At 45.0% G+C, this 21,181-nt stretch carries 18 protein-coding genes; 5 read left to right on the top strand and 13 right to left on the bottom strand.

Annotation, left to right across the window (positions count from 1 at the left end; genetic code table 11):
* Positions 1-24 precede the first annotated feature (24 nt).
* Both hslO and pckA read left to right on the top strand, forming a co-directional pair.
* Entirely contained in the window at positions 25-885 is an 861-nt protein-coding gene (gene hslO, locus AACS90_RS09420; protein ID WP_099120435.1) for an Hsp33 family molecular chaperone HslO, read from the top strand.
* A gap of 217 nt (positions 886-1,102) precedes the next feature.
* On the top strand, positions 1,103-2,722 hold the full coding sequence (pckA, locus tag AACS90_RS09415; RefSeq protein ID WP_099120434.1) for a phosphoenolpyruvate carboxykinase (ATP): 1,620 nt from the start codon (positions 1,103-1,105) through the stop codon (positions 2,720-2,722).
* Positions 2,723-2,845: 123 nt separating this feature from the next.
* Here pckA and AACS90_RS09410 read toward each other — a convergent pair whose 3' ends face one another.
* Positions 2,846-3,541: a pirin family protein gene (locus tag AACS90_RS09410; RefSeq protein WP_099120433.1), complete on the bottom strand. Its 696-nt coding sequence runs from the start codon at positions 3,539-3,541 to the stop codon at positions 2,846-2,848.
* Between the two features lie 415 nt (positions 3,542-3,956).
* Between AACS90_RS09410 and AACS90_RS09405 the strand changes: the two genes are divergently transcribed.
* Complete coding sequence (locus AACS90_RS09405; RefSeq protein ID WP_099120432.1) at positions 3,957-4,733, top strand: APH(3') family aminoglycoside O-phosphotransferase; 777 nt, start codon at positions 3,957-3,959, stop codon at positions 4,731-4,733.
* Here the strand turns inward: AACS90_RS09405 and AACS90_RS09400 are convergent.
* Genes AACS90_RS09400 through AACS90_RS09385 form a run of 4 tightly spaced genes read right to left on the bottom strand, consistent with a single transcriptional unit; the run spans position 4,730 to position 10,556 of the window.
* Complete coding sequence (locus AACS90_RS09400) at positions 4,730-5,722, bottom strand: GNAT family N-acetyltransferase (protein ID WP_099120431.1); 993 nt, start codon at positions 5,720-5,722, stop codon at positions 4,730-4,732. The genes AACS90_RS09405 and AACS90_RS09400 overlap by 4 nt on opposite strands.
* A gap of 12 nt (positions 5,723-5,734) precedes the next feature.
* A complete protein-coding gene (locus AACS90_RS09395) occupies positions 5,735-6,976 on the bottom strand; it encodes a phenylacetate--CoA ligase family protein (RefSeq protein ID WP_099120430.1) in 1,242 nt (413 codons plus the stop codon).
* Positions 6,977-6,994: 18 nt separating this feature from the next.
* On the bottom strand, positions 6,995-9,424 hold the full coding sequence (locus tag AACS90_RS09390) for an acyl-CoA reductase (protein ID WP_099120429.1): 2,430 nt from the start codon (positions 9,422-9,424) through the stop codon (positions 6,995-6,997).
* Position 9,425: 1 nt separating this feature from the next.
* Complete coding sequence (locus AACS90_RS09385; RefSeq protein WP_099120428.1) at positions 9,426-10,556, bottom strand: LuxE/PaaK family acyltransferase; 1,131 nt, start codon at positions 10,554-10,556, stop codon at positions 9,426-9,428.
* A 652-nt stretch (positions 10,557-11,208) separates the two neighbouring features.
* Here AACS90_RS09385 and AACS90_RS09380 point away from each other — a divergent pair.
* A complete protein-coding gene (locus tag AACS90_RS09380; RefSeq protein WP_206601825.1) occupies positions 11,209-12,393 on the top strand; it encodes an MFS transporter in 1,185 nt (394 codons plus the stop codon).
* Between the two features lie 111 nt (positions 12,394-12,504).
* Here AACS90_RS09380 and AACS90_RS09375 read toward each other — a convergent pair whose 3' ends face one another.
* The 7 genes from AACS90_RS09375 to AACS90_RS09345 form a co-directional block, all read right to left on the bottom strand.
* A complete protein-coding gene (locus AACS90_RS09375) occupies positions 12,505-12,672 on the bottom strand; it encodes a hypothetical protein (protein ID WP_193757120.1) in 168 nt (55 codons plus the stop codon).
* 9 nt (positions 12,673-12,681) lie between these two features.
* On the bottom strand, positions 12,682-13,158 hold the full coding sequence (locus AACS90_RS09370) for an aromatic-ring-hydroxylating dioxygenase subunit beta (RefSeq protein ID WP_099120427.1): 477 nt from the start codon (positions 13,156-13,158) through the stop codon (positions 12,682-12,684).
* A complete protein-coding gene (locus AACS90_RS09365) occupies positions 13,148-14,443 on the bottom strand; it encodes an aromatic ring-hydroxylating dioxygenase subunit alpha (RefSeq protein ID WP_099120426.1) in 1,296 nt (431 codons plus the stop codon). The genes AACS90_RS09370 and AACS90_RS09365 overlap by 11 nt, the downstream gene beginning before the upstream one ends.
* A gap of 8 nt (positions 14,444-14,451) precedes the next feature.
* Entirely contained in the window at positions 14,452-15,396 is a 945-nt protein-coding gene (locus AACS90_RS09360) for a flavin reductase family protein (protein WP_099120425.1), read from the bottom strand.
* 160 nt (positions 15,397-15,556) lie between these two features.
* Positions 15,557-16,531 (bottom strand): methyltransferase, encoded by a 975-nt coding sequence (locus AACS90_RS09355; protein ID WP_099120424.1) that lies wholly within the window; start codon positions 16,529-16,531, stop codon positions 15,557-15,559.
* 372 nt (positions 16,532-16,903) lie between these two features.
* The gene (locus AACS90_RS09350; RefSeq protein WP_099120423.1) at positions 16,904-17,305 is read right to left on the bottom strand and encodes a hypothetical protein; all 402 of its coding nucleotides are present in this window, start codon (positions 17,303-17,305) and stop codon (positions 16,904-16,906) included.
* Positions 17,284-18,651, bottom strand: a complete 1,368-nt coding sequence (locus tag AACS90_RS09345; RefSeq protein ID WP_099120422.1) for an MFS transporter — start codon at positions 18,649-18,651, stop codon at positions 17,284-17,286. The genes AACS90_RS09350 and AACS90_RS09345 overlap by 22 nt, the downstream gene beginning before the upstream one ends.
* Positions 18,652-18,741: 90 nt before the next feature.
* Between AACS90_RS09345 and AACS90_RS09340 the strand changes: the two genes are divergently transcribed.
* Positions 18,742-19,635 (top strand): LysR family transcriptional regulator, encoded by an 894-nt coding sequence (locus tag AACS90_RS09340; RefSeq protein ID WP_193757119.1) that lies wholly within the window; start codon positions 18,742-18,744, stop codon positions 19,633-19,635.
* A 140-nt stretch (positions 19,636-19,775) separates the two neighbouring features.
* On the opposite strand, the gene AACS90_RS09335 is transcribed toward AACS90_RS09340, so the two are convergent.
* On the bottom strand, positions 19,776-20,978 hold the full coding sequence (locus tag AACS90_RS09335) for an NAD(P)/FAD-dependent oxidoreductase (RefSeq protein ID WP_099120421.1): 1,203 nt from the start codon (positions 20,976-20,978) through the stop codon (positions 19,776-19,778).
* Positions 20,979-21,181: the final 203 nt, after the last annotated feature.

Genomic DNA, 21,181 nt, shown 5'->3' with positions numbered 1-21,181 from the left:
GCCTCAGTGAAATGAGAGAGATTTATGATCAAGCATGACCAATTACACCGCTTTTTATTTGAAAGTCATTCTGTCAGGGGTGAACTTGTTACTGTCAGTGAGACTTACCAGCGGATGTTGGAAAATCACGATTTTCCTCAACCTGTACAGCAGTTGCTGGGTGAATTGTTGGTCGCAACCAGCCTGTTGACCGCGACCCTGAAATTCAACGGCGATATTACCGTACAAATTCAGGGCGACGGGCCAGTTAAGCTGGCGGTTATCAATGGTAATAACCAGCAACAAATGCGTGGTACTGCCCGTATTGATGGTGATATCAGTGCTGAAAGCAGCCTGCGTGATATGGTTGGTAATGGTTATATGGTCATTACAGTTACGCCAACAGAAGGTGAGCGCTATCAGGGTGTTGTAGCGCTGGAAGGAGAGACGCTGGTGGAATGTCTGGATGCTTATTTCAGGCAGTCAGAACAGTTACCAACCAGCTTGTTCATCCGCACAGGTGTACAGGATGGCAAAATGGCGGCGGGTGGTATGTTATTGCAGAGCTTGCCGAGCGCGCAAACCGGTGATGTTGATATGCTTGACCATCTGGTTCAGCTCACGACAACCATCAAAGGTGAAGAACTGTTTACACTGGATATCAAAGAAATTCTGTATCGTCTTTACCATGAAGAAGATGTCACCCTGTATGAACCTCAGCAGGTTGAATTCCGTTGTGGCTGTTCTCATCAACGCTGTGCCGATACTCTGGCAACTTTACCAGAAGAGGATCTGCAAGATATTCTGCATAAAGATGGCAAAATTGACATGGAATGTGAGTTCTGTGGAATGCATTATATTTTCGATGAAAAAGCGATTAATAAAATAAAAGAAGTGAAGCAATAATAATTATATTGATTGTATTTATGTATTGATTTTGGAGGGCGTATTTATACGCCCTTTTTATTATTAAAAATTTTTTGTTTCGTGTTCTGTGTCTCATATAACACTAAAAAAAATAATAAGTTTTCAATTTTTTGATAACAATCGCGGTTAATTAGTCATAATTATTTATTATTTCCGGCTGAGACAGAGATTAAATCTAACTGATCAGGAGCAATAAATGAGCGTTACAGGCGTTACTGCGCAGGAGCTTGCGGTTTATGGTATTCGTGATATCAGCGAAGTTATCTATAACCCAAGCTATGAATTGTTATTTTCTGAAGAAACTAAATCCTCTTTACAGGGATATGAGAAAGGAACATTGACCAACCTTGGCGCTGTCGCAGTAGATACTGGGATTTTTACAGGGCGTTCTCCTAAAGATAAATACATTGTACGTGATGAAGTGACTCGCGATACAGTGTGGTGGGCAGATCAGGGAAAAGGTAAGAACGATAATAAACCTCTCAGTCAGGAAACCTGGTCTCATCTTAAGGGGTTAGTTACTCAGCAGCTTTCAGGCAAACGTTTGTTTGTGGTCGATGCGTTCTGTGGTGCGAATGCGGATACTCGCCTGAAAGTGCGTTTCATCACAGAAGTGGCGTGGCAGGCTCATTTTGTCAAAAACATGTTTATTCGCCCTTCGGATGAAGAGCTAATCGATTTCACGCCGGACTTCATTGTGATGAACGGTGCTAAGTGCACGAATCCACAATGGAAAGAGCAGGGCCTGAACTCTGAAAACTTTGTTGCTTTTAACCTGACAGAAAGAATGCAATTGATCGGTGGTACTTGGTATGGCGGTGAGATGAAAAAGGGCATGTTCTCAATGATGAACTACCTGCTGCCACTGAAAGGTATTGCTTCCATGCATTGCTCCGCTAACGTGGGTGAGCAGGGTGATGTTGCTGTTTTCTTTGGTCTTTCCGGTACAGGAAAAACCACGCTTTCCACTGATCCGAAACGTAAACTGATTGGTGATGATGAACATGGCTGGGATGACGACGGCGTATTTAACTTTGAAGGTGGTTGTTATGCAAAAACCATCAATCTGTCGAAAGAAGCTGAACCAGATATTTATGACGCTATTCGCCGTGATGCTCTGCTGGAAAATGTCACCGTGCTGGCAGATGGCTCGGTTGATTTCAACGATGGTTCTAAAACAGAAAATACCCGCGTTTCCTATCCTATCTACCATATTGAAAATATCGTTAAGCCGGTATCAAAAGCCGGACACGCAACTAAAGTTATTTTCCTGACGGCTGATGCTTTCGGTGTATTACCTCCTGTTTCCCGCCTGACGCCAGAACAGACTCAGTATCACTTCCTGTCTGGTTTTACCGCTAAACTTGCCGGAACAGAACGTGGTGTCACTGAACCAACGCCGACATTCTCCGCGTGTTTTGGTGCGGCATTCCTGTCGTTACATCCGACACAGTATGCTGAAGTGCTGGTTAAGCGTATGCAGGCATCCGGTGCAAAAGCCTATTTGGTTAACACTGGCTGGAACGGCACAGGCAAACGAATCTCTATCAAAGATACCCGCGCGATTATTGATGCAATCCTAAGTGGCGATATTGAAGATGCAGATACCGTCGAATTGCCGATTTTTGACCTGACTGTCCCAACGACATTGCCGGGTGTTGATAGCGGTATTCTTGATCCACGCAATACTTATGCAGATAAATCGGAGTGGGATGTTAAAGCCAAAGATCTGGCTGAGCGTTTCATTAATAACTTCGACAAATATACCGATACCGCCGCTGGCGCTGCATTGGTAAAAGCTGGGCCGAAGTTGTAAGAGTTTCAGACTACCTGCATTAAATAAAGTGGGAGAACGATCCCACTTCAAGTTGTTAACAAACCCCGTTGAAAAACTAGCGGGGTTTATCACTATGACGTTTCTTACTTTTTGGAAGAGTGATCAATTAGGCGGCAGATCAAACAATAAGATTTCACTCTGTTGATTTGCAGTTATCTGAATGTCGGATTCATCCCTGATAGCGATACCGTCGCTAATCCCTGCTTTTACACCGTTGACATCGATTTCGCCGTGAACCACTTGAAGCCAGATTTTTCGCGGTTTTTCTATATGATATTCGTACCTTTCACTACGTTTCAATGTATGACGCCATAACGTCATATCTTGAAATATCTTTAATGAACCATCACGGGCATCAGGTGAAAGTATGAGCTGGTGGTTTTTTTCCGACTCAAAGCGGCGTTGTTCATAGCGGGGCGTCAGATTATTTTCTGCTGGCATAATCCAGATTTGGTATAAGTGAAGAGGGTTATCATGATGTGGATTATATTCTGAGTGGCGAATACCAGTACCCGCGCTCATTATCTGAAACTCGCCTGCTGATATTTGCCCCAGATTTCCCATATTATCCTGATGTTCTACTGTACCGGACAGAACATAAGTCAGAATTTCCATATCACGATGAGGATGCATGCCAAATCCTTGACCACCATCAATCAGGTCCTCATTGATGACTCTTAGGGTAGAGAAGCCCATGAAGTTGGCATCATAATAATGTGCAAATGAAAAAGTGTGCCAGCTATCCAGCCAGCCATGATTAGCGTGGCCTCGTTCTGAAGCCTTACGTAGGTAAATCATCTTCAAAATCCCTCAACATTTTTTCATAGTCTAGTTGATGGAATTAAATATGAAATATTAGAAATTTAATATTAATAATCAAAAATTTTGAATAATAAAAAGAGGATATTAAGCATAAAAAAAAGCCAACATCAAGATGCTGGCTATAAAGTAAACACTGGAAGCAATGTGAGCAATGTCGTACTTTCACATGACCCTGAAGGTGGTGCACTGAAAGTGTTAATAATGATAATCGTTCTCAATATCATTTGTAAAGTGTTTTTCTGACCAAAATTAGATCCTGATCGGCTTTCTGATCAGAACATTGACGAATCTAGTTAAGAAAATGGCAGAAATAAGTGAACATAGAGTAGCTCGATGGCAAGCCTGTGAATTAAATTGTGTTTAGGTCATTCAAATGACAAAAGGGAGATAAATGCTGCCTAAACTGCCCCCATTTATTGACTGTTTTATCGGCAATTCTGCTTTAATCCCTGATAAAATTGGTGAATCTCCTTGTCGTGTTTACAGCTTCATACGCGGGAATGATCGGTTTTTTCTCAAATACTCTCCATCTGTTTATGCCAATACGACTTACAGTGTCATGCGGGAAGCCTCAGTACTGGATTGGCTGGCTGATCGCCTGAATGTCGCGGAAGTTGTCTGTGTGGCAGAAAATTCAGGAGGTGAATTTATGATCTCCCGCGCTGTTCCCGGTAAGCCATTATACGAACGCCTCAAGGCGCGACAGCCGGTACTGGAACTGTTTCACGAAGCTGTCCGCCAGATGCAGTCTGTGCCTATTGTTGATTGTCCGTTTGATTCTGGCGCGGGGTTTCGTCTCAATGAGCTTGAGTATTTTCTGAACCACGGTTTGTGTGCTGAGCAATATGATCTTGAACAGTGGCCGGGGATAACGACTCCGCAGAGTTTGCTGAAGCATCTGCATGCCACTTTACCCAGTGAGGAGCGAGCGTTTTCCCACGGTGATCTCTGTGACAGCAATATCTTCGTTGATGAACATGACGATTTGTACTTTATTGATCTTGGGCGGGGAGGTGTGGCTGATCGCTGGCTGGATATCGCATTTGTGCACCGTAACTTGCGTGAAGAGATTTCAGTGGATATAGCCGCGGAGTTTCTTAATACGCTTGGCGACTTTGATAACGCAGCCAAGCGTGAATTCTTCGAGCAGTTAGACGAGCTGTTTTAACCCGGAATCAGTTCACTTACGCGGGGTTGTCGTGAGTGCCCTGTCGTTTCTCCCAATTCCATTTGGTAGAGATGCTGGATGCTGATATCGGAAAACTTATAGAGCGTTGGTTGGTAACCCCGTAGCCAGAGCAAAAACCACCCTTCTTGGGGGTCAGGGCATAGTCCGGCAAAGCGGAATCCGCCTTTTTGCAATTGTGGGTAGAACTGTAGTGCTTCTTCATTAGCCGGAAGTTTCAGATAGATTAGCTGATTAGCCGGGTAATCTATGATCTCAGATAGGAAGTCCGGATCAGCTTCATACAATGTGATTTCCAGACGTCGTCCTTTTATCTGGGAAGTCGCGTATGCACCGGAAGTAAAAGGGTTGCAGCCTTTTTGTTGTTGATCTGGTGATGATTCACCAACATATTGGCTTATCTGGTTGGCCCAGTTCTGCCAGGATTGCGGCCAATTCAGTTTAGGCAATGGAAACGATTCCAGTGGCAAAATACCCTGAACAATGCTTTCAGGCTCCGGTAACCCGAAGGGAGAATCGACATAATCCAGCATCAGCGCGGTTGAATAAAAGCCCAGATTCTGGGCTAAATACTGACTTTTCATATGCGAACAAACTTGTTTTATCGTCAGCAAACGATATTGCTGTTCTTTCGCATAGTGGCATAAATAATTGCCCAAAGAGGTAGCAATACCTTTGCCCTGAAATTCTGGGTATACCGCAACCAGAGCTAGTTCTGCCTGAGCCTGCTGAACCGCATCCTTCACAAGTGATGCATGACCAATCAGCCGCCCCTGAGAAAAAGCCAGAGCGGAATACCATTTTCCTGTAGTCTGATAATCGTCTATCAATTTGGGCAGATAGATATCAGGATAAACATACGAATCACCGTAAATATCACGGAATAATTTGCTGATATGTTTGCTGTCACCCGATTGGTAGCTGCGGATCTGAATAGCAGAATCCAAAATAGCTGAAGGAAAAGTAGTCATAAATTTTATCCTTCAATTATAACTACGCAGATCCACAACCCGCTGCAATTTGCCTGAACGCGGGTGGGTATACATTGCATCGATATTGGTTTGAACAATCTCCAGCATATTTTGCCGGAAATGTGCTGTGTTCAGACCCGGAAATGCCAGCAGCATATTATGGCGTATTTTCTCGATATTAATGGGTTCAGGGCTGGCCACCAATAATCTGATTTTGTCTTCCGACTCTTCCTGAGATAGTACCAATTGCCAGGCGAGTAGTTCGGTTTGCGGTGACAACTGAGTTGCTAAGTCGTCAGGGAATAAGGAAAGATCACCCACTCTGATCCGGTAGCCCTGATTGGCACGCCCCTGAAGTGCAAACTTACGATGGGTCTGCTCAGGTTCACACCAGCAGGCCAGATCGCCGGTAGGATAGCGGAGTACCGGCATTAGCTGCCGTTGTAGGTTGGTAACCACCAGCATTCCCCGGTGTCCCGGTTCCGTGATGGGCTCATGAGTAACCTCATCAATAATTTCAATAACAGTTTCTTCACTGAAAACCCGATGTTCTCCCGGCCCACATTCGGGATCAGCAAAGCCGATTAACCCGCCGTCAACACTGGCACAGCCTACAGAACCAAAGCGAGCCTGCGGGAAAACCTGCCGCATTGCTGCGATTTGCCCTTCAAACAGGCTCTCGCCACCAAACAGAATGGTTTCTACCATTGGCAGAGTCTGCCCGTTTTCTTTCAGATATTGAGCAAAGCGGATGAGCTGGACGGGAACACCTGCCAGCACATTGATATTGTGATGCTGAATGTTGTGAGCCAGCAAATTGTCATCGACTTTACAAGTGAAAGGAAACTCCACAATAGGTAATGATGAGTTAGACAAAGCACCATGAATAAACAGTAAACTGGTATAAAGATCGCCCGCAAAAAACAAATTGGCGACGCGATCTCCCGGCTGGAGCTGACGGGCAACAGCTTTGCCAAAAGACTGGATAAATGCTTTCCACTCTTGCTGGCTGAAAACCGACAGCCGACCATCACTGGTTGAGCCACCCGTTTTAAACACATGCCCCCCTTCCAGTGGGGCAGTAAGCACCGGCCACGTTTGTAAATTTTCTGAGCCGACCCAGTAATTACCGGGTTCGACTAAGGGTAAATCTTGTAGCGTCCAGTTATCAGGAACGGACTTGTAGAGCTCCCGATAATAAACAGAATGCTTACGTACATGATTGAACAGATCAATTAACGCTATGCTTTTCATGATATTCGCTTCACTTAATCAGAATTTACGTAAGTCAATGAACAATGGGGCCTTTCCGCTATGAGCATTTCGACGAAATTCTGATACTGGGCAAAATGTAACATCCAGATTCAACATTCCACCGTCGACAACTTCCTTAATTTTTGAATTCTGCTCCAGATCCAATAAATATTGGCGGACTGTGGCAACATCAGGATTTTCAATCAATAACTGGATACCACCGATACCTTCTTCGTTATGATCGATTATCCATTGCACAGGCGCTTCCAGCTGTTCTGACAATTCAGCCAGATTGATAAAAATACTGCCGACACGCAGTAAAGCACCATTACGTCCAACAAGTCGGAAACGAGGCGTAATTAGTCCGCAGGAACAAGGTTCATTGACCCAGTGCCCGAGATCGCCTAAATCATAGCGCTGGACGGATTGCGCCTCGCGGTGGCGAGAGGTAAATATCAGACGACCGGTTTCCCCTTCTGCTACGGGGTTATCATCATGAATATTAAGGATCTCCAGCCATTGGGTATCAGCCATTAAATGGAAAACGCCATCTTCGCTGGCTGTACATCCGTGGCCTAATGGGCCTGCATCTACTGAACCGTAGGCTGCTGAACGTATCAGGGTGATGCCGAATTCATTCAGAAAATTACGCTGACCCACATTCAGGTGCTCGCCTCCCAAAAATAGTTTACGAACTCCGCCATACTGGCGCAGCTTATCGGCTTCACTCAGGAATAATCGGTGTATCGTGCTTGGCATACCGACCAGTGTATTAATGCGTTCCTGTATGATTAAGTCCGCTATTTCGCTGAAATCACTGTCAGTGGGGCCGCCCATCGGATATTGAGCGACATCCAGCTTATCCAGAATCGTGAAGAAACTCATCATGCCGCCATATAGCTTTCCGCCGTACAGCAGGTTCATGACCCGGTCTGTAGCAGGCTCAAGCCCGCAAGCGAATATCCCGTCAGCGGCGGACTGCATTTGCGTGTGATAATCGGAATAGCTGTAAGCCGCCAGTTTTGGTGCCCCGCTGCTGCCTCCGCTACGGAAGTACAAACGGCCTTTTTCGTTTGGAGTCAGTGCCTGAAAATCGGCCTTATTCATAACTGGCAGGTTATCCAGCCCGTATGGACGGGATGGCGGAGTATTCAGATGCGCACAACCATCCAGCGTACCAGCAGGCAGGCTGACAGAAACCCGCTTGGCAAGGCGTGACAATGCATAAACGCCATCGTGCGGCTCACCGCTATAGCCATTATGCATCTGACCGGCAGAGGCTATGCGGCTGACTCCCGCAGCGAACAGAGCATGGCTCATTTCTGCGATATCTTCCTGACGGGTAATCAAAGCGCAGCTTTGGAGGTGATTACGCCACGGGCGCAGAATAGAACATAATTTCTGACGGGGTGCCGGGCGTAACTGTAGTGAACGGAACAGGGGAGAAGCCGCCAGCTCCTGCTCATGTCGCCATACTACCCGCCATCCATCGTTTTGCCAGAGTTTGCCATTTACCGGAGCGAAGGCGAAATCGAGGTGCTGAAATGCCATCTGAGTGGTAATTTCAGCGGATTCCTGTACATCTGCCTGCAATGCAGGATGCAATCCGGCACGACGCTCAAGGGCGGCTGCCATACGCTGCCCGATATTCTGCAAAACGGCCGGATCATCACTATCAACCAGCAGGCATTGCGGACTGGAACAGGCTTGCTGGTCATAACAACAAATATCATCTGCCAGCGCATCCAGTTGAGCATCATTGACTACATCAGGGTTCAGCCAGGCGAAACTGATACGGTGTCCCCAGTCTATCCAGCGGCAGCCGGCTGGCAACTGGCTACGAATGGAAGATAATGCAGAGTCTCCGCCCCAGGCAGAAACAGCATCGGCCTGACTTAACAACGTTCCCAGCTGTGTGGCAGGTAACGACAGAACAGCGACGCGATCAGCTAAATCACCGGAAATGTCATGAGCAAGGAACGCATGCAGAAGTTGTTCACTAAAGCCTTTATCACTGCTGCTCGGACGTAGCCAGTTGATATTGCCGACCAGTAAACTTTCCAGCACAGCCATAAAAGGAAGTAGTGCAGCATTGGAAGGTGTGATATGAACGACCAACCCCAGTGGCTTCCATGACTCATAGCGGTTTTGGTTATAATCGAACCGGCGCAGGGAAAATGCGTCTTTTCCCAGTTCCCGCTCCAGCTTAGCCTGTAGCGCTTCACGCTGACAGAAAGCAATTAATGCTTCACGTGTTTTAGCATCAAAAAGAGGGTGATCATCCATATCGGCAAGATGATCGGCAAAGCGTTGTGCACACTCAAGCACTTGTTCCGCAGTATGAGGCCGTGCCAGAAGCTCTGGTAAACGCGCACTTAATTTTGCAATTTTTTGTTTTGCCAGCTGTTCTACAGAAAGCTGTTCATTAATATTTTCTATGGAAGACATCTCAGGCCTCTTTTATCAATTCTGAAGCGGCAATAGCACAACTACGACTTTTGCTGGTACCAGCACGACCAAGCAACTCAAACCAATCAGTATCCAGCTCACAGCCACACTGACTTCCGGGATGCAGTACCGCCAGATCACTCATAACGATGCTGTGCGCCGGGCTGGAAGTGATAAAAGGAGAGACGAAGTGCAGAAAACCCGGTTCGCCATAAGGCTGCCGTGACATATTAGCGGTATGACGGATATAGACCTGTGAGTAGACCGGAACATGGAAACGATGATGAGAACACTCCATATAAGGCACTGGATGTTCAACGGAACCGTATCCATCGCGACAGCGTACATTCGGAATACCTAATTGTTTTTCCAATCGTTGGTACAGTTCTTGTTTAGAGATTGCTTTATCGGAATGTGTTTTCCAGCCACCACCCAGAGACAGCAGTGAATCCGGATGTAATTTCAGTGGGGGTAGTCCCATTTGCTCCATTCTTTGCAGGGTAAACCACAGGAAAGCCGGAAAGCCGAAAATACGCACTGGCAGCCCTTCTTCAGCAAATTCCTGTAAGGCTTTAATCGTACCGAAAGGATCGAACTCATTACTTTTTCCGTTATGACGCAGGGCATAGTAGGAGCGGTTTACCGGTGCATACTTACACAGAAACTGATCGGTATAAGCGGTTCCCAAAGAAATGGCTCCGGCAGGTTCATAACTGAGTAGAAGATAATTGCAGGGTTGGTCAGGTGTATTCCAGCCATAATAATTAAAAATACGATCCACCATATTCTGCGCAGCCGTAATACTTCGGTTGTCATAGTGCATACGGCTCTTTTGTCCGGTTGTGCCTGAGGACGTTAACTCCAAAGCATCTACCGAGCTGTTGCTCACGATCAAATTACGTTTGAAATAATTGGCAAAAAGAGGTGGCAGGGCTGACCAGTCATCCATTGCCATTACAGATTGTTTATTCAAACCATTATTTGCCAGCCACTGTTCATAGCCCGGAGTATGCTCACAGTGATATAACGTCAGTTCACGCATGGCATCATTAAATAACGCATCATGATCGGCACAGGCACGATAAGGATCTGCTAAAGCACATAGCGCTTTAACATGGGTTAAGTTTTGCATAGTTAAGACTCATTTTTTTGAACAGAACAATCTTGGGATCCATGTCCCAATAAAGGTTAATAAATTTGTCTGCTCATATTTTGGATGTAATGATTTCTAATAGATTTATTTCGTTATCCGATATAAATCATTTGTACTAATAATTAATCCCTGAGGCTTTGTTGAAGAATGATGTTGGAAGGTTCTGACCGTTTTTAAAGTTATTTTTAAACTATCTTAATTGGGTTTTTGACTGGGTAAACGTGCTTTATCCAGTTTTATAGTTTGTTGTCAGTCCTAATTTGCCGCGCATTATTCCAAATAGAAATATAATAATCAATCTGTTTTTCTAATGTTTAACTCTGAATCATACAGAATCTTGTATCAATATTTGATATACCTATTTCATTATTTATTCCAGCCCGGGAGAAATAGCATTTTTAAATAATAGGAGGGATTTTAGTATTAATTGAAAGGTCTATTTATAATTGAATATATTAATCGCAGAAGTTTATTATTTATATTTTCTGTAGCAACTTAATATCCTCGAAATATATTGGTTATACAACTGTCAGTATCACAAAAACCATACTAGACTCAGATCCAGCATTTTGTTGATTTTTTATGGATGAGTAAACCATCGTCATGTTTGGCTCAGTGGAGACAAAGTGTCATGCATAACCAGTCTCAGGCGGCGAGTGGCGGTGTCATTACGTTGCTGGTCGTGATTGCGCTGTTTGTTTTGACTCAACTTTATATGGTTATCCCTCTACTGGCACAAGTTGGTCAGGATTTTAGCCCGACCAGCCCGCGGCATGTAACGTTTGCACTTGCTACAAGTTTCAGTCTGGCCTATGCCTGTGGATTCTTGATTTGGGGGCCTGTATCCGATCAGTATGGACGTCGTCCGGTGATGCTGACGGGGTTAGTTATATTGTCGATTGCGACCTTTGCATGTGCTTTCGCGCCATCATTATCATGGCTGACCGGGCTACGGGCGATGCAAGGGCTGGCAGCATCCAGTTTTGCACCGACAGCACTCGCTTATCTCAGTGAAGCGATTCCGGTTCGCCGACGTGCGATAGCAACCGGAGCAATGTCGACTTCATTTCTTGTTGCCGGTATTTTCGGGCAGGTACTGGCTGCTTGGGTGGTACTGAGATGGGAGTGGTATTGGGTATTTCTGATAACGGGAACCTGTCTGCTGGTGGCTATTCCATTTGTTGCAGCGATGGTCAGAGAACCAGAACGTGCTGCTGTTAATGGGCATCTGGGATATCGCTTTATAGAGTTGGGAGCGGTTACCATACGTCCGGCTGTGTTATTGCTGTCTTGTGCTCACATCACGTTACTACTGTCATTTGTTGCTATCTATACCGCTTTGGGGCCACATCTTGTAGTTCTGGGACTGGAGCCCGAAAAAATTATTCTGCTGCGTATGGTTGGATTACCCGGAATGTTTGCAGCACTGTTAGCCGGGCCGATTGCTACACGGATTGGGATGCAGGGCGTTGCTATTACGGGTTATATGTTTGCGTCTTTTGGCTTATTTTTGGTGGCAGTCTTACCACAATCTCTTACCGGCGTTGCTGTTGGGAGCCTGATCTTTGTTGCTGGTGTGGCACTCGCCATTCCGGCGATGATTACGCAATTTGGTACAATGTCTGTTCCCAATCGGGCTGGAGGTATGGCTCTTAATGGATTTATCCTGTTTATCGGTGCCAGCACCGGGCCACTCATTGTGGCTGATGTATCCAGTTTCACCGGGCTACTGATCGGTCTTGCGGTGGTAATGCTTCTGGCCGCCACTTGCGTTGCAGGCAGCGCTTCACTGACTGCAAATGGGAGACGACGATAAATGCTGCCATTTTTCTTTGAGTCAGTCTCTATTATTACAAGCTCCGGTTGAAACCTGTCTCTTGAGTTATGAATTATGATCAAGAGACAGGCCAAAATGTCGGGAGAAATATCAATGAACCAAACCGGATACATCCCATTGTTGATGCTGCTGACTGTCAGGTAAATGCCCAATAGCTTGCTGTGATTCAACTTGTTCTAAAAAGGCTGCATAGTCAAATAGCGTGTCGGTAAACGGAAATGAGGGGGTTGGGGCTGAGGATATATCATTTGTTGTCATGATTGAGTCTCAGATAATCAACTGCAAACTGTCGAAAGGGCACGCAAGATTAAGTAAGACGGTTTTGCGTCCGCTGATCAGCCATTGTCCTTCACGCCAGTGAAACTGGTGTTCGAGACGTGCGGCGTAATGCCACTCTCTGTCACCACGACTTTCGCTGTAGAGTAATTGACTAACGCCACTGGCACTCTCTTCAGTCCAGCTGATAATGGGGCGCTGGAGCAGATGCTGTGAGCGGCTGCGTGGCTGCTGCGAAAAATTACGCGCATTACGAAGTCGATTAATACGCAGTTGTGTGACAAAGCGATCCTCATACAGTAAAGAAGACTCTGTCAGCGGGCTAAGTTGATCGTGTCGTGATGGAATCCACCACGTATATTCCTCCGCCAGCAAAGCGAACCAGTCGTCAAATTTCTGTTCATCAAGTAGCCAGGCTTCGTGATAAATCAAATCAGTCAGGGTCTGTATGACATTGTTATTCTCCATTGCCTTCCTCCATCATGCGTTGCCACATGGAATAAAAGTTTCTCATTGCGCCTTCACTGGTTCCTGACATTTGAGTGGTTCGATCCCAGCGTTCCGCAGGATCATAGAGGCGAGCGATATTGACCCATTCGTTAGCCTGACTTTTTAGTCCTTCGGTAGCGCGTTCATACATTTCCACATCGTCATGCGCCACTATTGAACAAGGGGAGTTGATTAAGTTGTTGTACTGTATAGTACGCTCTAGCATCTTTTGTGGTGCCCCTACCAGCTCCAGAATCCAGGATTCAACAATAGTCTCGCTGGCGGAAACCGGACGGATAATACGTAACGTCTGGATAGGCCCTTTTACGACCAGATTAGGGAAGTACACGGTATTGTGTCGTGTATCGTTCAAGATTTGCTGTGCCCGCTCCTCACCATAACTCTCCACCATACTTTCCCAGTAATCGGGGATTTCTGAATAGTCTTTATGGATGGAATTACTGACACCGGTATGTCCATGACCATTGGCCCAGATGCGGATCCCCATCTCAGAAAAAAAAGCGTGGGGAGACATAAGAGGAGACAAAAGTTCCACCGCTGTGGGTTGAGTACCTTGCTGATCAGCCTGAGCCCAGAGATTAATCGCTTCTCCTGCTGAAGATTCATGCGCCACCATGGGGTGACAAGTGTCAGTTTGGTTATCTATCACCATCTTCCAGTTACAGTGATGACGATGACGCAATGGTACACCAACGACTCGTAATGCTCCTTTAGGAGAGCGATCGATCATATTGTCCAGCGTTGAGAGAGCATCGCCGAAGAAGATATCAAATGGCAGACCCTGAGCACTTAATCGTACAAAGATGAAATCGCGATAACACACTATATTGTCAACAGCTTTCATACCGATGCTGGATTCGCACTCGGACAGTACACCGGGATCATATTCGGTTTTTACCGGGATGCTGAGTAATTCACCTGAAGGTTTGAATGTCCAGGCATGGTAGGGACAGCGCAGAAAACGCCCACTGTTACCACGGGTTTCCGGTAAGATCTTTACGCCTTTATGTGGGCAGCGATTATAAAGTACTTTTATTTCATTATTTTTCTGGCGAATCGCGACTAATGGCTGTGATGCTAATTCAGTTGTGAAATAGTCACCGATTGTGGGGATCTGGCTGCCGTGGCACAGATAGAGCCAGCTCTGCATAAAGACGGTATTTTGCTCGGTGATGAATATAGCCTCATCGAGATATGCAGATTTGTGAATTTCTGTGCCGCGAAATATAAGATTTTTATTCATAAAACGATTCACAATGCTAGTTTAAGGAAGCTTCCCTTTGCTCGGGAAACACAGGGATAAATGGTTCGGGAGGTAGTCGCTTCTTGCGGTGTCATAATGAAATCGTGGTGCTCGACGTCACCTTCGATCACTTTTAGTGCACATAGACCGCATTCCCCGCGCCGGCAATCATACAGTGGCTCTAATCCTGCCGCTTCCAGTGCATCCAGTAGTGACTGGCCAGCTGCGACCTGTAGCCTGATACCTGATTCTGCTGCTTCTACTTCGTAACCCGTCTCGGCGATATCAGCTTCAATTGATGGTGTGGTGAAAAGTTCAAAGGCAATGTGTTGCCGTGGAAAATGGTGGTTATCACAGTAGTCCAACACGGCATTGAGCAGGCGCACAGGACCACATACATGCAGCCGATCGCAGGCTTGTAATGCGCCCAATAATTTGGAAAGACAGACCTTTTGCTCTTCTGTACTGTGTAGATAAAAATATGAAGCGGCGAGAGTTGCCAATTCGGTTGCGTAGACAGCCTGTGCTTGTGAAGAGATAAGGTAGTGACATTCCGGGTGTTTTCCCATAGCAATGAGGCGCGCTATGATGCCGATGATGGGGGTTATGCCAATGCCTCCTGCAATCACTATATCCCGCCCGCCCTCAGGTGCGGAGAGCTGTGGAAAGTGGTTAAATGGCCCCTCAAGCCTGGCGCTGTCACCTACCTTCAGGCTCTGTAAATATTGGCTACTGGCAGAAGCGGTATTGAGTTGGATGGCAAATGTCAGTGTGGCTGTTGGTATCGTCAGCATCACGCAGGAATAACTACGTGTACCAATATTGTCGGGCATCAACCAGCGGAAGTGACTGCCGGGTGTTAACGCAGCGAGTTCCCATTCTGGCGCCTCCAAAGTAAACTCCCGGATCGTGTCACTGAGAATACGAATATTGCAGATCGGATACTGCTGCATTTTCTGCCCCACAATAGCTGTTTCATGCAGGTTGTGTCGGCGGGCTGCCCTGCATGAATATCAATCAATTCGCATAGACTCCGTTTGTGAGTCGGTATTACCCCGTTCAGCCGGATTACACGAGTAGTCATAGCGACATATCTGTTACTTCAGAGTAAATTTACTTTTTCATTTCAATAATGTACTGGCTGCCATTTACGGTAGAGAAATTCAGATTGTAGATATTTGTAATAGAGAATCCGGCCTGTTTTGCCACAAATTCAAATTCAGACTGATTCCGTTTCCGGCCTAACAGAAGGGTATCGATATACAAATCAAATGATGCTGTTTCATCTGGTTCTTTGATCATATCGATAACATATAAGACAGAATCTTCCCGCATAGCTTGATGGCAGTTTTTGAGAAGATGGATGACCTGATTATCTGGCCAGTCATGTAAAACACCTTTCATACAATAAACGTCATATCCTGATGGAATAGCAGAAAAGAAATTGCCATTAATTAAAGTCACGCCTTCTGATTCTTGCTCGGTAAAATCATATTGATCCATGACATGACACTGAATATGGGGATAATGCCTTTTTATATTTTTTGCAAAAGAACCCACTCCGCCACCAATATCAATAAATGAAGAGGTGTTATTTAAAGGCAGGCGATCAATAACATATTCATTCATCATATTGGTCATTTTCGCCATTAAATTATCAAAAGTTATTTTTATTTTTTTATTTTTCCCATCACTGAGATAATCGAAGAATGATTCATTATGGGTAATTTCAAAAGCAGATTTATTATTATTTTTTCTTAATGAAGAGCTGTATTGTGCCCAGGCGCTCCAGAAAGCGGGGTCTAATTCGAATTTTATATATAACGTTTCAAAGCTGTCTGGTTTACTGAGTGATGCCCATTGTTCGGTGAGATAAAACTTATCTTCTTTTTTTATTAACACATTGAGTGTTTGCATATAGTCCAATAACCGATGGAATCTATCCTGATAAACATTGCATAGCTGAGCAAGTTGTTCCACTGTTTTGCCATCTTGAGTGCTTAAATGTAATGGCGCTTCACTGTCTACAAAAGAAAATAGAGCATTTGATTTACGGTAAGCAGTAACCATTTCTAATGACATCATCATTCCCCTTTCTTAATTTTTAATTAAATTGATTTATCTGTTTTTTAAATGTTGTTCTTTCAAATTCTTTGATCTAATCAAGTATCGTTTCAATATCTTATAATAAATGGCAATATTCTTTTCGTGTTAAAATGAATGATGTTATTCATCAGCAACACCATTAATACATCGAAAGAAAATGACTTTCAATATATTGAATATTTTATTTTCCTCTGTCTTTAATATTTTATAAGGGCAGGTTTTCATTAAACAATGATAAAAGACAAAAGTAGAATATATACTTTCCAGGCTTCAAGTTGCAGCCAATAAAGCTGCAACTTGAAAGGCAATAAGTATGGCTGACTTATGTTGATTGATTGAATAATACTTCTTTTTTTATTCCTCAATGGCTGTTTCGTGCAGATAGCGCCAGTAAGGTTGCCCCGCATGAATATCTATAATGACTGTGGACCAGCGAACCAGCGTAGTGCCTGCATTATGTTGAGTTTCGCGATAGCGGCATATCACGCTTTCTGTGGTTTCCGCTAATGTTTCACAGGCATCGATAACAATGCGTAGTTGAGGCCGGGTGCCTATATTGTGACGAAACAGGTTTTCTACTTCAGTCAGACCGATACTTTGGCCTTTCATTGTTATCATCCTGAAATCAGCGGGAAAACTGCCCAGTAGTTTCTTCATCGCGGATGGATGACCTTCCCGGCCAGTAAATACCTCTTCTATCCATTGAGGAAGCTCGATTAGGCTGCGGTGAGCAATTAATTCTTTTTCTGATTGCATACGGACTCCGTTTTTTGACTGAGTTGAATGAGCTTTAGCAGGGGAAGTAGTCCTAACCCGGCGGCAATAAGGAATGTGAAATGGTAAGCAGATGTCGTGGTAGTTTGCTGTTGTAGCAGATTAAAGAGCAGTGTAAAAACCGCAGCGCCGATGCTGAATGACATCTGGCGGTTGAGGTTCCAGACAGTACTGGCGCGGGCCAGATGTTCCCCCTCAAAATCCAGCATCGCAGTGGTCTGAGCGGTATTGGCTGAAATACCTCCGCCAATTCCCATCAGCAAGTAAGCAGCAACAAGCAAGAGTAACTCATGTTCCGCCCCGACCAGCGTCAGCAAGACGAGTCCCCCGGCATGCAATATCAGGCCAGTACAGAATAGTCGGGCAGCGCCAATGTGATTATAGAGATGACCGCAAGCTACCATGGCACAGAACGATCCCCCCGCGAACAATATCATCAAAAGCCCGGTTTCACTGGCTGTCCAGCCAATCACCTGCTGGAGAAAGAAAATATTGAGTAGATTCACACCGGTAAATATGCCCGGTACAGCATAGTAAACTAAGACAGAGAAGAGCATACGGTTATTGCGCAACACATTCAGGTCGAGAATTGGGTGTTCTATGCTGCGAGCATGTCTGACGTAGAGCAGGCTAAAGAAAATGCCAAGCCCGGCTAAGGTGAATGGGAGCCACGAACTGGTAGAACCCGCATACAGTGACATGCCAAACAACAGTACAGTCAGTGCCAGACTCACCAATAATAGCCCTATGAGATCCGGTCGGCGGGCGGTGGTTTTTTCCTCTTTGATCCACAATATTGCCAGTAATGCCGTGATGAGACTGAAAGGGATATTACAGAGAAATACCCAGCGCCAGGAAAAGTGATCCACGATGACTCCGCCTGCACCGGGAGAAATAGCCGGTGCAATTAGCGCGACAGCCATAATCAGCGTCGATACTTTTGCGCGTTCATCTTTTTTAAACAGGCCAAAGGTGAGTGCCTGACCTACCGGGATCAGTAATCCACCGCCTATCCCCTGAATAAATCGAAACAGGATCAATGACACAAAATCGTTGGATAGCCCTGATAGTAAAGCCCCTACAGAAAATATTGCCATGGAAGCGGCCATGGTCAATCTGGCACCCAGATGACTGGCAAGCCAGGTACTTAGTGGAATAATGAGCGTCAACCCCAGAATATAGCTGTTTGCTACCCAGGCCACATTAGATTCAGAAATGTTGAGTTCGTGAGAAATATTAGGCAATGCAATTGCTGACATAAAAAGATTTATGCAGTCAATGAAAAAGCCAGCTAAAAAAATAAAGGCAATACGATAACGATATGTCATTTTATCCTCCAGTTCGGAGTCTAATTTGGCTTGCTCGGTAGTGTCGATTAGATTAAATTGAACTCAGTGTTTACTAATATTTAACAATCTATGATTTTTAATCACTTAAACCGAATTCAAACGTTTCTTGCGGTAGTAGATTGTGGGTCATTCACTCTTGCTGCAAAACGGCTTTTCATTAGCAAAGCGATGGCGAGTATTCATGTGAAATCGTTGGAGGAAGTGCTGAATGTGCCGCTGCTTATTCGCAATACACGAGGTATCACTCTGACAGAAGCCGGTGAAGTCCTATATAAGGATTTTCGGGAAATATTTTCTAATATTCAGACATCTATTGAAAACATATCTGACATTCATCGTTCTTTGTCCGGAACTTTGAGTATTACATCCACGGCGGAATTTGGAGCGCAATTTTTGCTGCCCTTAATTGGTGAGTTTTGCAAACTTCATCCAAATTTAGGCATCAGTTATTACGCTGATTCATCATTGAATGATTTAATTTCAGAACGGTTTGATCTGGCTATTCGCTTAGGGACTTTACGTGACTCGACTTTAAGAAGCAGAAAACTGGGTAATTATGCCATTGTTATGGTGGCCTCATCAGAGTGGTTAAAAAACAATCCCGTTAAATCCCTTGATGATTTAAATGCTGTGCAGTGGATCGCTAACAGTAACTTACAGGCACCAACACAGTGGACTTTACGCAACGATAAAAAGGAAGCGTTCGAATTTCGTGCTATGGCCCGGTTTCACTCTAATTCAGCCTTAGCTATTAAGGCGATGGTGTGTTCCGGACTCGGTGTAGCCATTCTGCCGGAGTGGATGGTGAAAGAGGAAATTGCTAAAGGGGAGCTGATCCAGTTGTTTCCCGACTATACATTGCCCAAGCAGGACATCACGATTGTATTTGCCGGTGATCATCGTATTCGCCTCAAATGCCGCGTTTTTATTGATTATCTGATACAGAATTTGCATTTTAATTAAGCTGATTTTAAGCACTAATTTATCCTTTTTAAGGATATGCTGTATTTCACTCTGAATCCCTGTAGTGGTAGCTATGGTTGCCCGTAAGAACAAGAATCGAATCGTTCTTATGGGCAAAATTTATTGCCAACAGATAAATGTTATTGTCTTTCCACAGCCACCAGTGCCTGCGCACAGGCCCAGGCTGAACTCCATGCCCACTGGAAGTTATACCCGCCAAGCCAGCCGGTAACGTCGACAACTTCACCGATAAAATACAATCCCTTCACCTTATGGGATTCCATTGTTTTCGATGACAGCTCATTAGTGTCTATGCCACCGAGAGTCACCTCTGCGGTGCGATATCCCTCAGTACCATTTGGCTGTACCTGCCAGCATTGCAGGGTAGTGACCAGATCTTTTTTCTGTGCTGAATTGAGCTGTTTCAGAGAGAGTTCTGGTAGTTGACCCAGAGATTGCAGGCACTCCACCAGACGTTTTGGCAACAGTTTGGCAAGGGTGTTTTTCAGGCTTTGGTTAGGGTGGGTTTCACGTTCCTGAGTTAAGAAGTCATCCAAGTCGATATTCGGGAGTAAGTTAATACTCACATATTCACCGGGCTGCCAATAGCTGGAGATCTGTAGAATAGCGGGGCCGGAAAGTCCACGGTGAGTAAACAGGATATTTTCCCTGAACACCGTTCCGTCCTGTGCGGTAACAACGGAAGGAACCGCCACACCGGAGAGAGTTTGAAGCTGTTCCAGCAATGGCTTGTGTAGGGTAAAAGGAACTAAGGCGGCACGAGTTGGCAGGATATTAAGACCGAATTGCTCCGCAATGCGATAACCGAAAGGAGAGGCACCTAAACCGGGCATAGATAATCCGCCAGAAGCCACAACAAGTGAGTGCGCGCTTACTTTTTTCCCTGATGCAGTAATTTCGAACTCTTGCTCATTTTTCTCTATCTGAGTGACTTCACTACGTAAGCGAATCGTAACCTGACCGGCTTCGCACTCTTTCAAAAGCAGGTTAATAATCTGCTGAGCCGAGTCATCGCAAAAAAGCTGCCCTAACGTTTTTTCATGGTAGGCAATACCATGACGTTGCACCAAATCAATAAAATCCCATTGTGTGTAGCGAGCAAGTGCTGACTTACAAAAGTGCGGATTGGCTGAAAGGAAGGCTGCGGGTTCGGCATACATATTGGTAAAATTACAGCGTCCGCCCCCGGACATTAAAATTTTGCGGCCTGCTTTTTTACCATTATCCAGTACCAGAACATTTAGTCCTGACTGCCCGGCCTGTGCTGCGCAAAACAAGCCAGCCGCGCCAGCACCAATAATTACTACATCAAATTTTTCCATTCGTTTGCTATCTCTATACTTGCAGAATAACTTTCTTGCCGGATTATTTTTCAGGAAATACACTTCATTGTGGAGGGACTATCTGCGAAATGCAGAGAAAAATAAGTACTTGGTTGAACTTTTATTATGGCAGACCATTTTTCATCAAAAAAATATAAAAAGATAAAAATCACATAATTTTTTGATTTTTATGATAAAAGTAA

This window comes from Xenorhabdus sp. KK7.4, from assembly GCF_963876465.1.
GTDB classification, from domain to species: domain Bacteria; phylum Pseudomonadota; class Gammaproteobacteria; order Enterobacterales; family Enterobacteriaceae; genus Xenorhabdus; species Xenorhabdus stockiae.
This window is presented reverse-complemented; position numbering and strand designations above follow the sequence as displayed.

What these genes read in the sequence shown, in the direction of transcription:
- pckA (WP_099120434.1), top strand. Translation starts at nt 1,103, where the DNA reads ATGAGCGTTACAGGCGTTACTGCGCAGGAGCTTGCGGTTTATGGTATT.
- AACS90_RS09375 (WP_193757120.1), bottom strand. Translation starts at nt 12,672, where the DNA reads ATGACAACAAATGATATATCCTCAGCCCCAACCCCCTCATTTCCGTTT.
- AACS90_RS09340 (WP_193757119.1), top strand. Translation starts at nt 18,742, where the DNA reads ATGATTTTTAATCACTTAAACCGAATTCAAACGTTTCTTGCGGTAGTA.
- AACS90_RS09380 (WP_206601825.1), top strand. Translation starts at nt 11,209, where the DNA reads ATGCATAACCAGTCTCAGGCGGCGAGTGGCGGTGTCATTACGTTGCTG.
- AACS90_RS09335 (WP_099120421.1), bottom strand. Translation starts at nt 20,978, where the DNA reads ATGGAAAAATTTGATGTAGTAATTATTGGTGCTGGCGCGGCTGGCTTG.
- hslO (WP_099120435.1), top strand. Translation starts at nt 25, where the DNA reads ATGATCAAGCATGACCAATTACACCGCTTTTTATTTGAAAGTCATTCT.
- AACS90_RS09405 (WP_099120432.1), top strand. Translation starts at nt 3,957, where the DNA reads ATGCTGCCTAAACTGCCCCCATTTATTGACTGTTTTATCGGCAATTCT.
- AACS90_RS09360 (WP_099120425.1), bottom strand. Translation starts at nt 15,396, where the DNA reads ATGCAGCAGTATCCGATCTGCAATATTCGTATTCTCAGTGACACGATC.
- AACS90_RS09400 (WP_099120431.1), bottom strand. Translation starts at nt 5,722, where the DNA reads ATGACTACTTTTCCTTCAGCTATTTTGGATTCTGCTATTCAGATCCGC.
- AACS90_RS09410 (WP_099120433.1), bottom strand. Translation starts at nt 3,541, where the DNA reads ATGATTTACCTACGTAAGGCTTCAGAACGAGGCCACGCTAATCATGGC.
- AACS90_RS09345 (WP_099120422.1), bottom strand. Translation starts at nt 18,651, where the DNA reads ATGACATATCGTTATCGTATTGCCTTTATTTTTTTAGCTGGCTTTTTC.
- AACS90_RS09395 (WP_099120430.1), bottom strand. Translation starts at nt 6,976, where the DNA reads ATGAAAAGCATAGCGTTAATTGATCTGTTCAATCATGTACGTAAGCAT.
- AACS90_RS09355 (WP_099120424.1), bottom strand. Translation starts at nt 16,531, where the DNA reads ATGATGATGTCATTAGAAATGGTTACTGCTTACCGTAAATCAAATGCT.
- AACS90_RS09385 (WP_099120428.1), bottom strand. Translation starts at nt 10,556, where the DNA reads ATGCAAAACTTAACCCATGTTAAAGCGCTATGTGCTTTAGCAGATCCT.
- AACS90_RS09365 (WP_099120426.1), bottom strand. Translation starts at nt 14,443, where the DNA reads ATGAATAAAAATCTTATATTTCGCGGCACAGAAATTCACAAATCTGCA.
- AACS90_RS09370 (WP_099120427.1), bottom strand. Translation starts at nt 13,158, where the DNA reads ATGGAGAATAACAATGTCATACAGACCCTGACTGATTTGATTTATCAC.
- AACS90_RS09390 (WP_099120429.1), bottom strand. Translation starts at nt 9,424, where the DNA reads ATGTCTTCCATAGAAAATATTAATGAACAGCTTTCTGTAGAACAGCTG.
- AACS90_RS09350 (WP_099120423.1), bottom strand. Translation starts at nt 17,305, where the DNA reads ATGCAATCAGAAAAAGAATTAATTGCTCACCGCAGCCTAATCGAGCTT.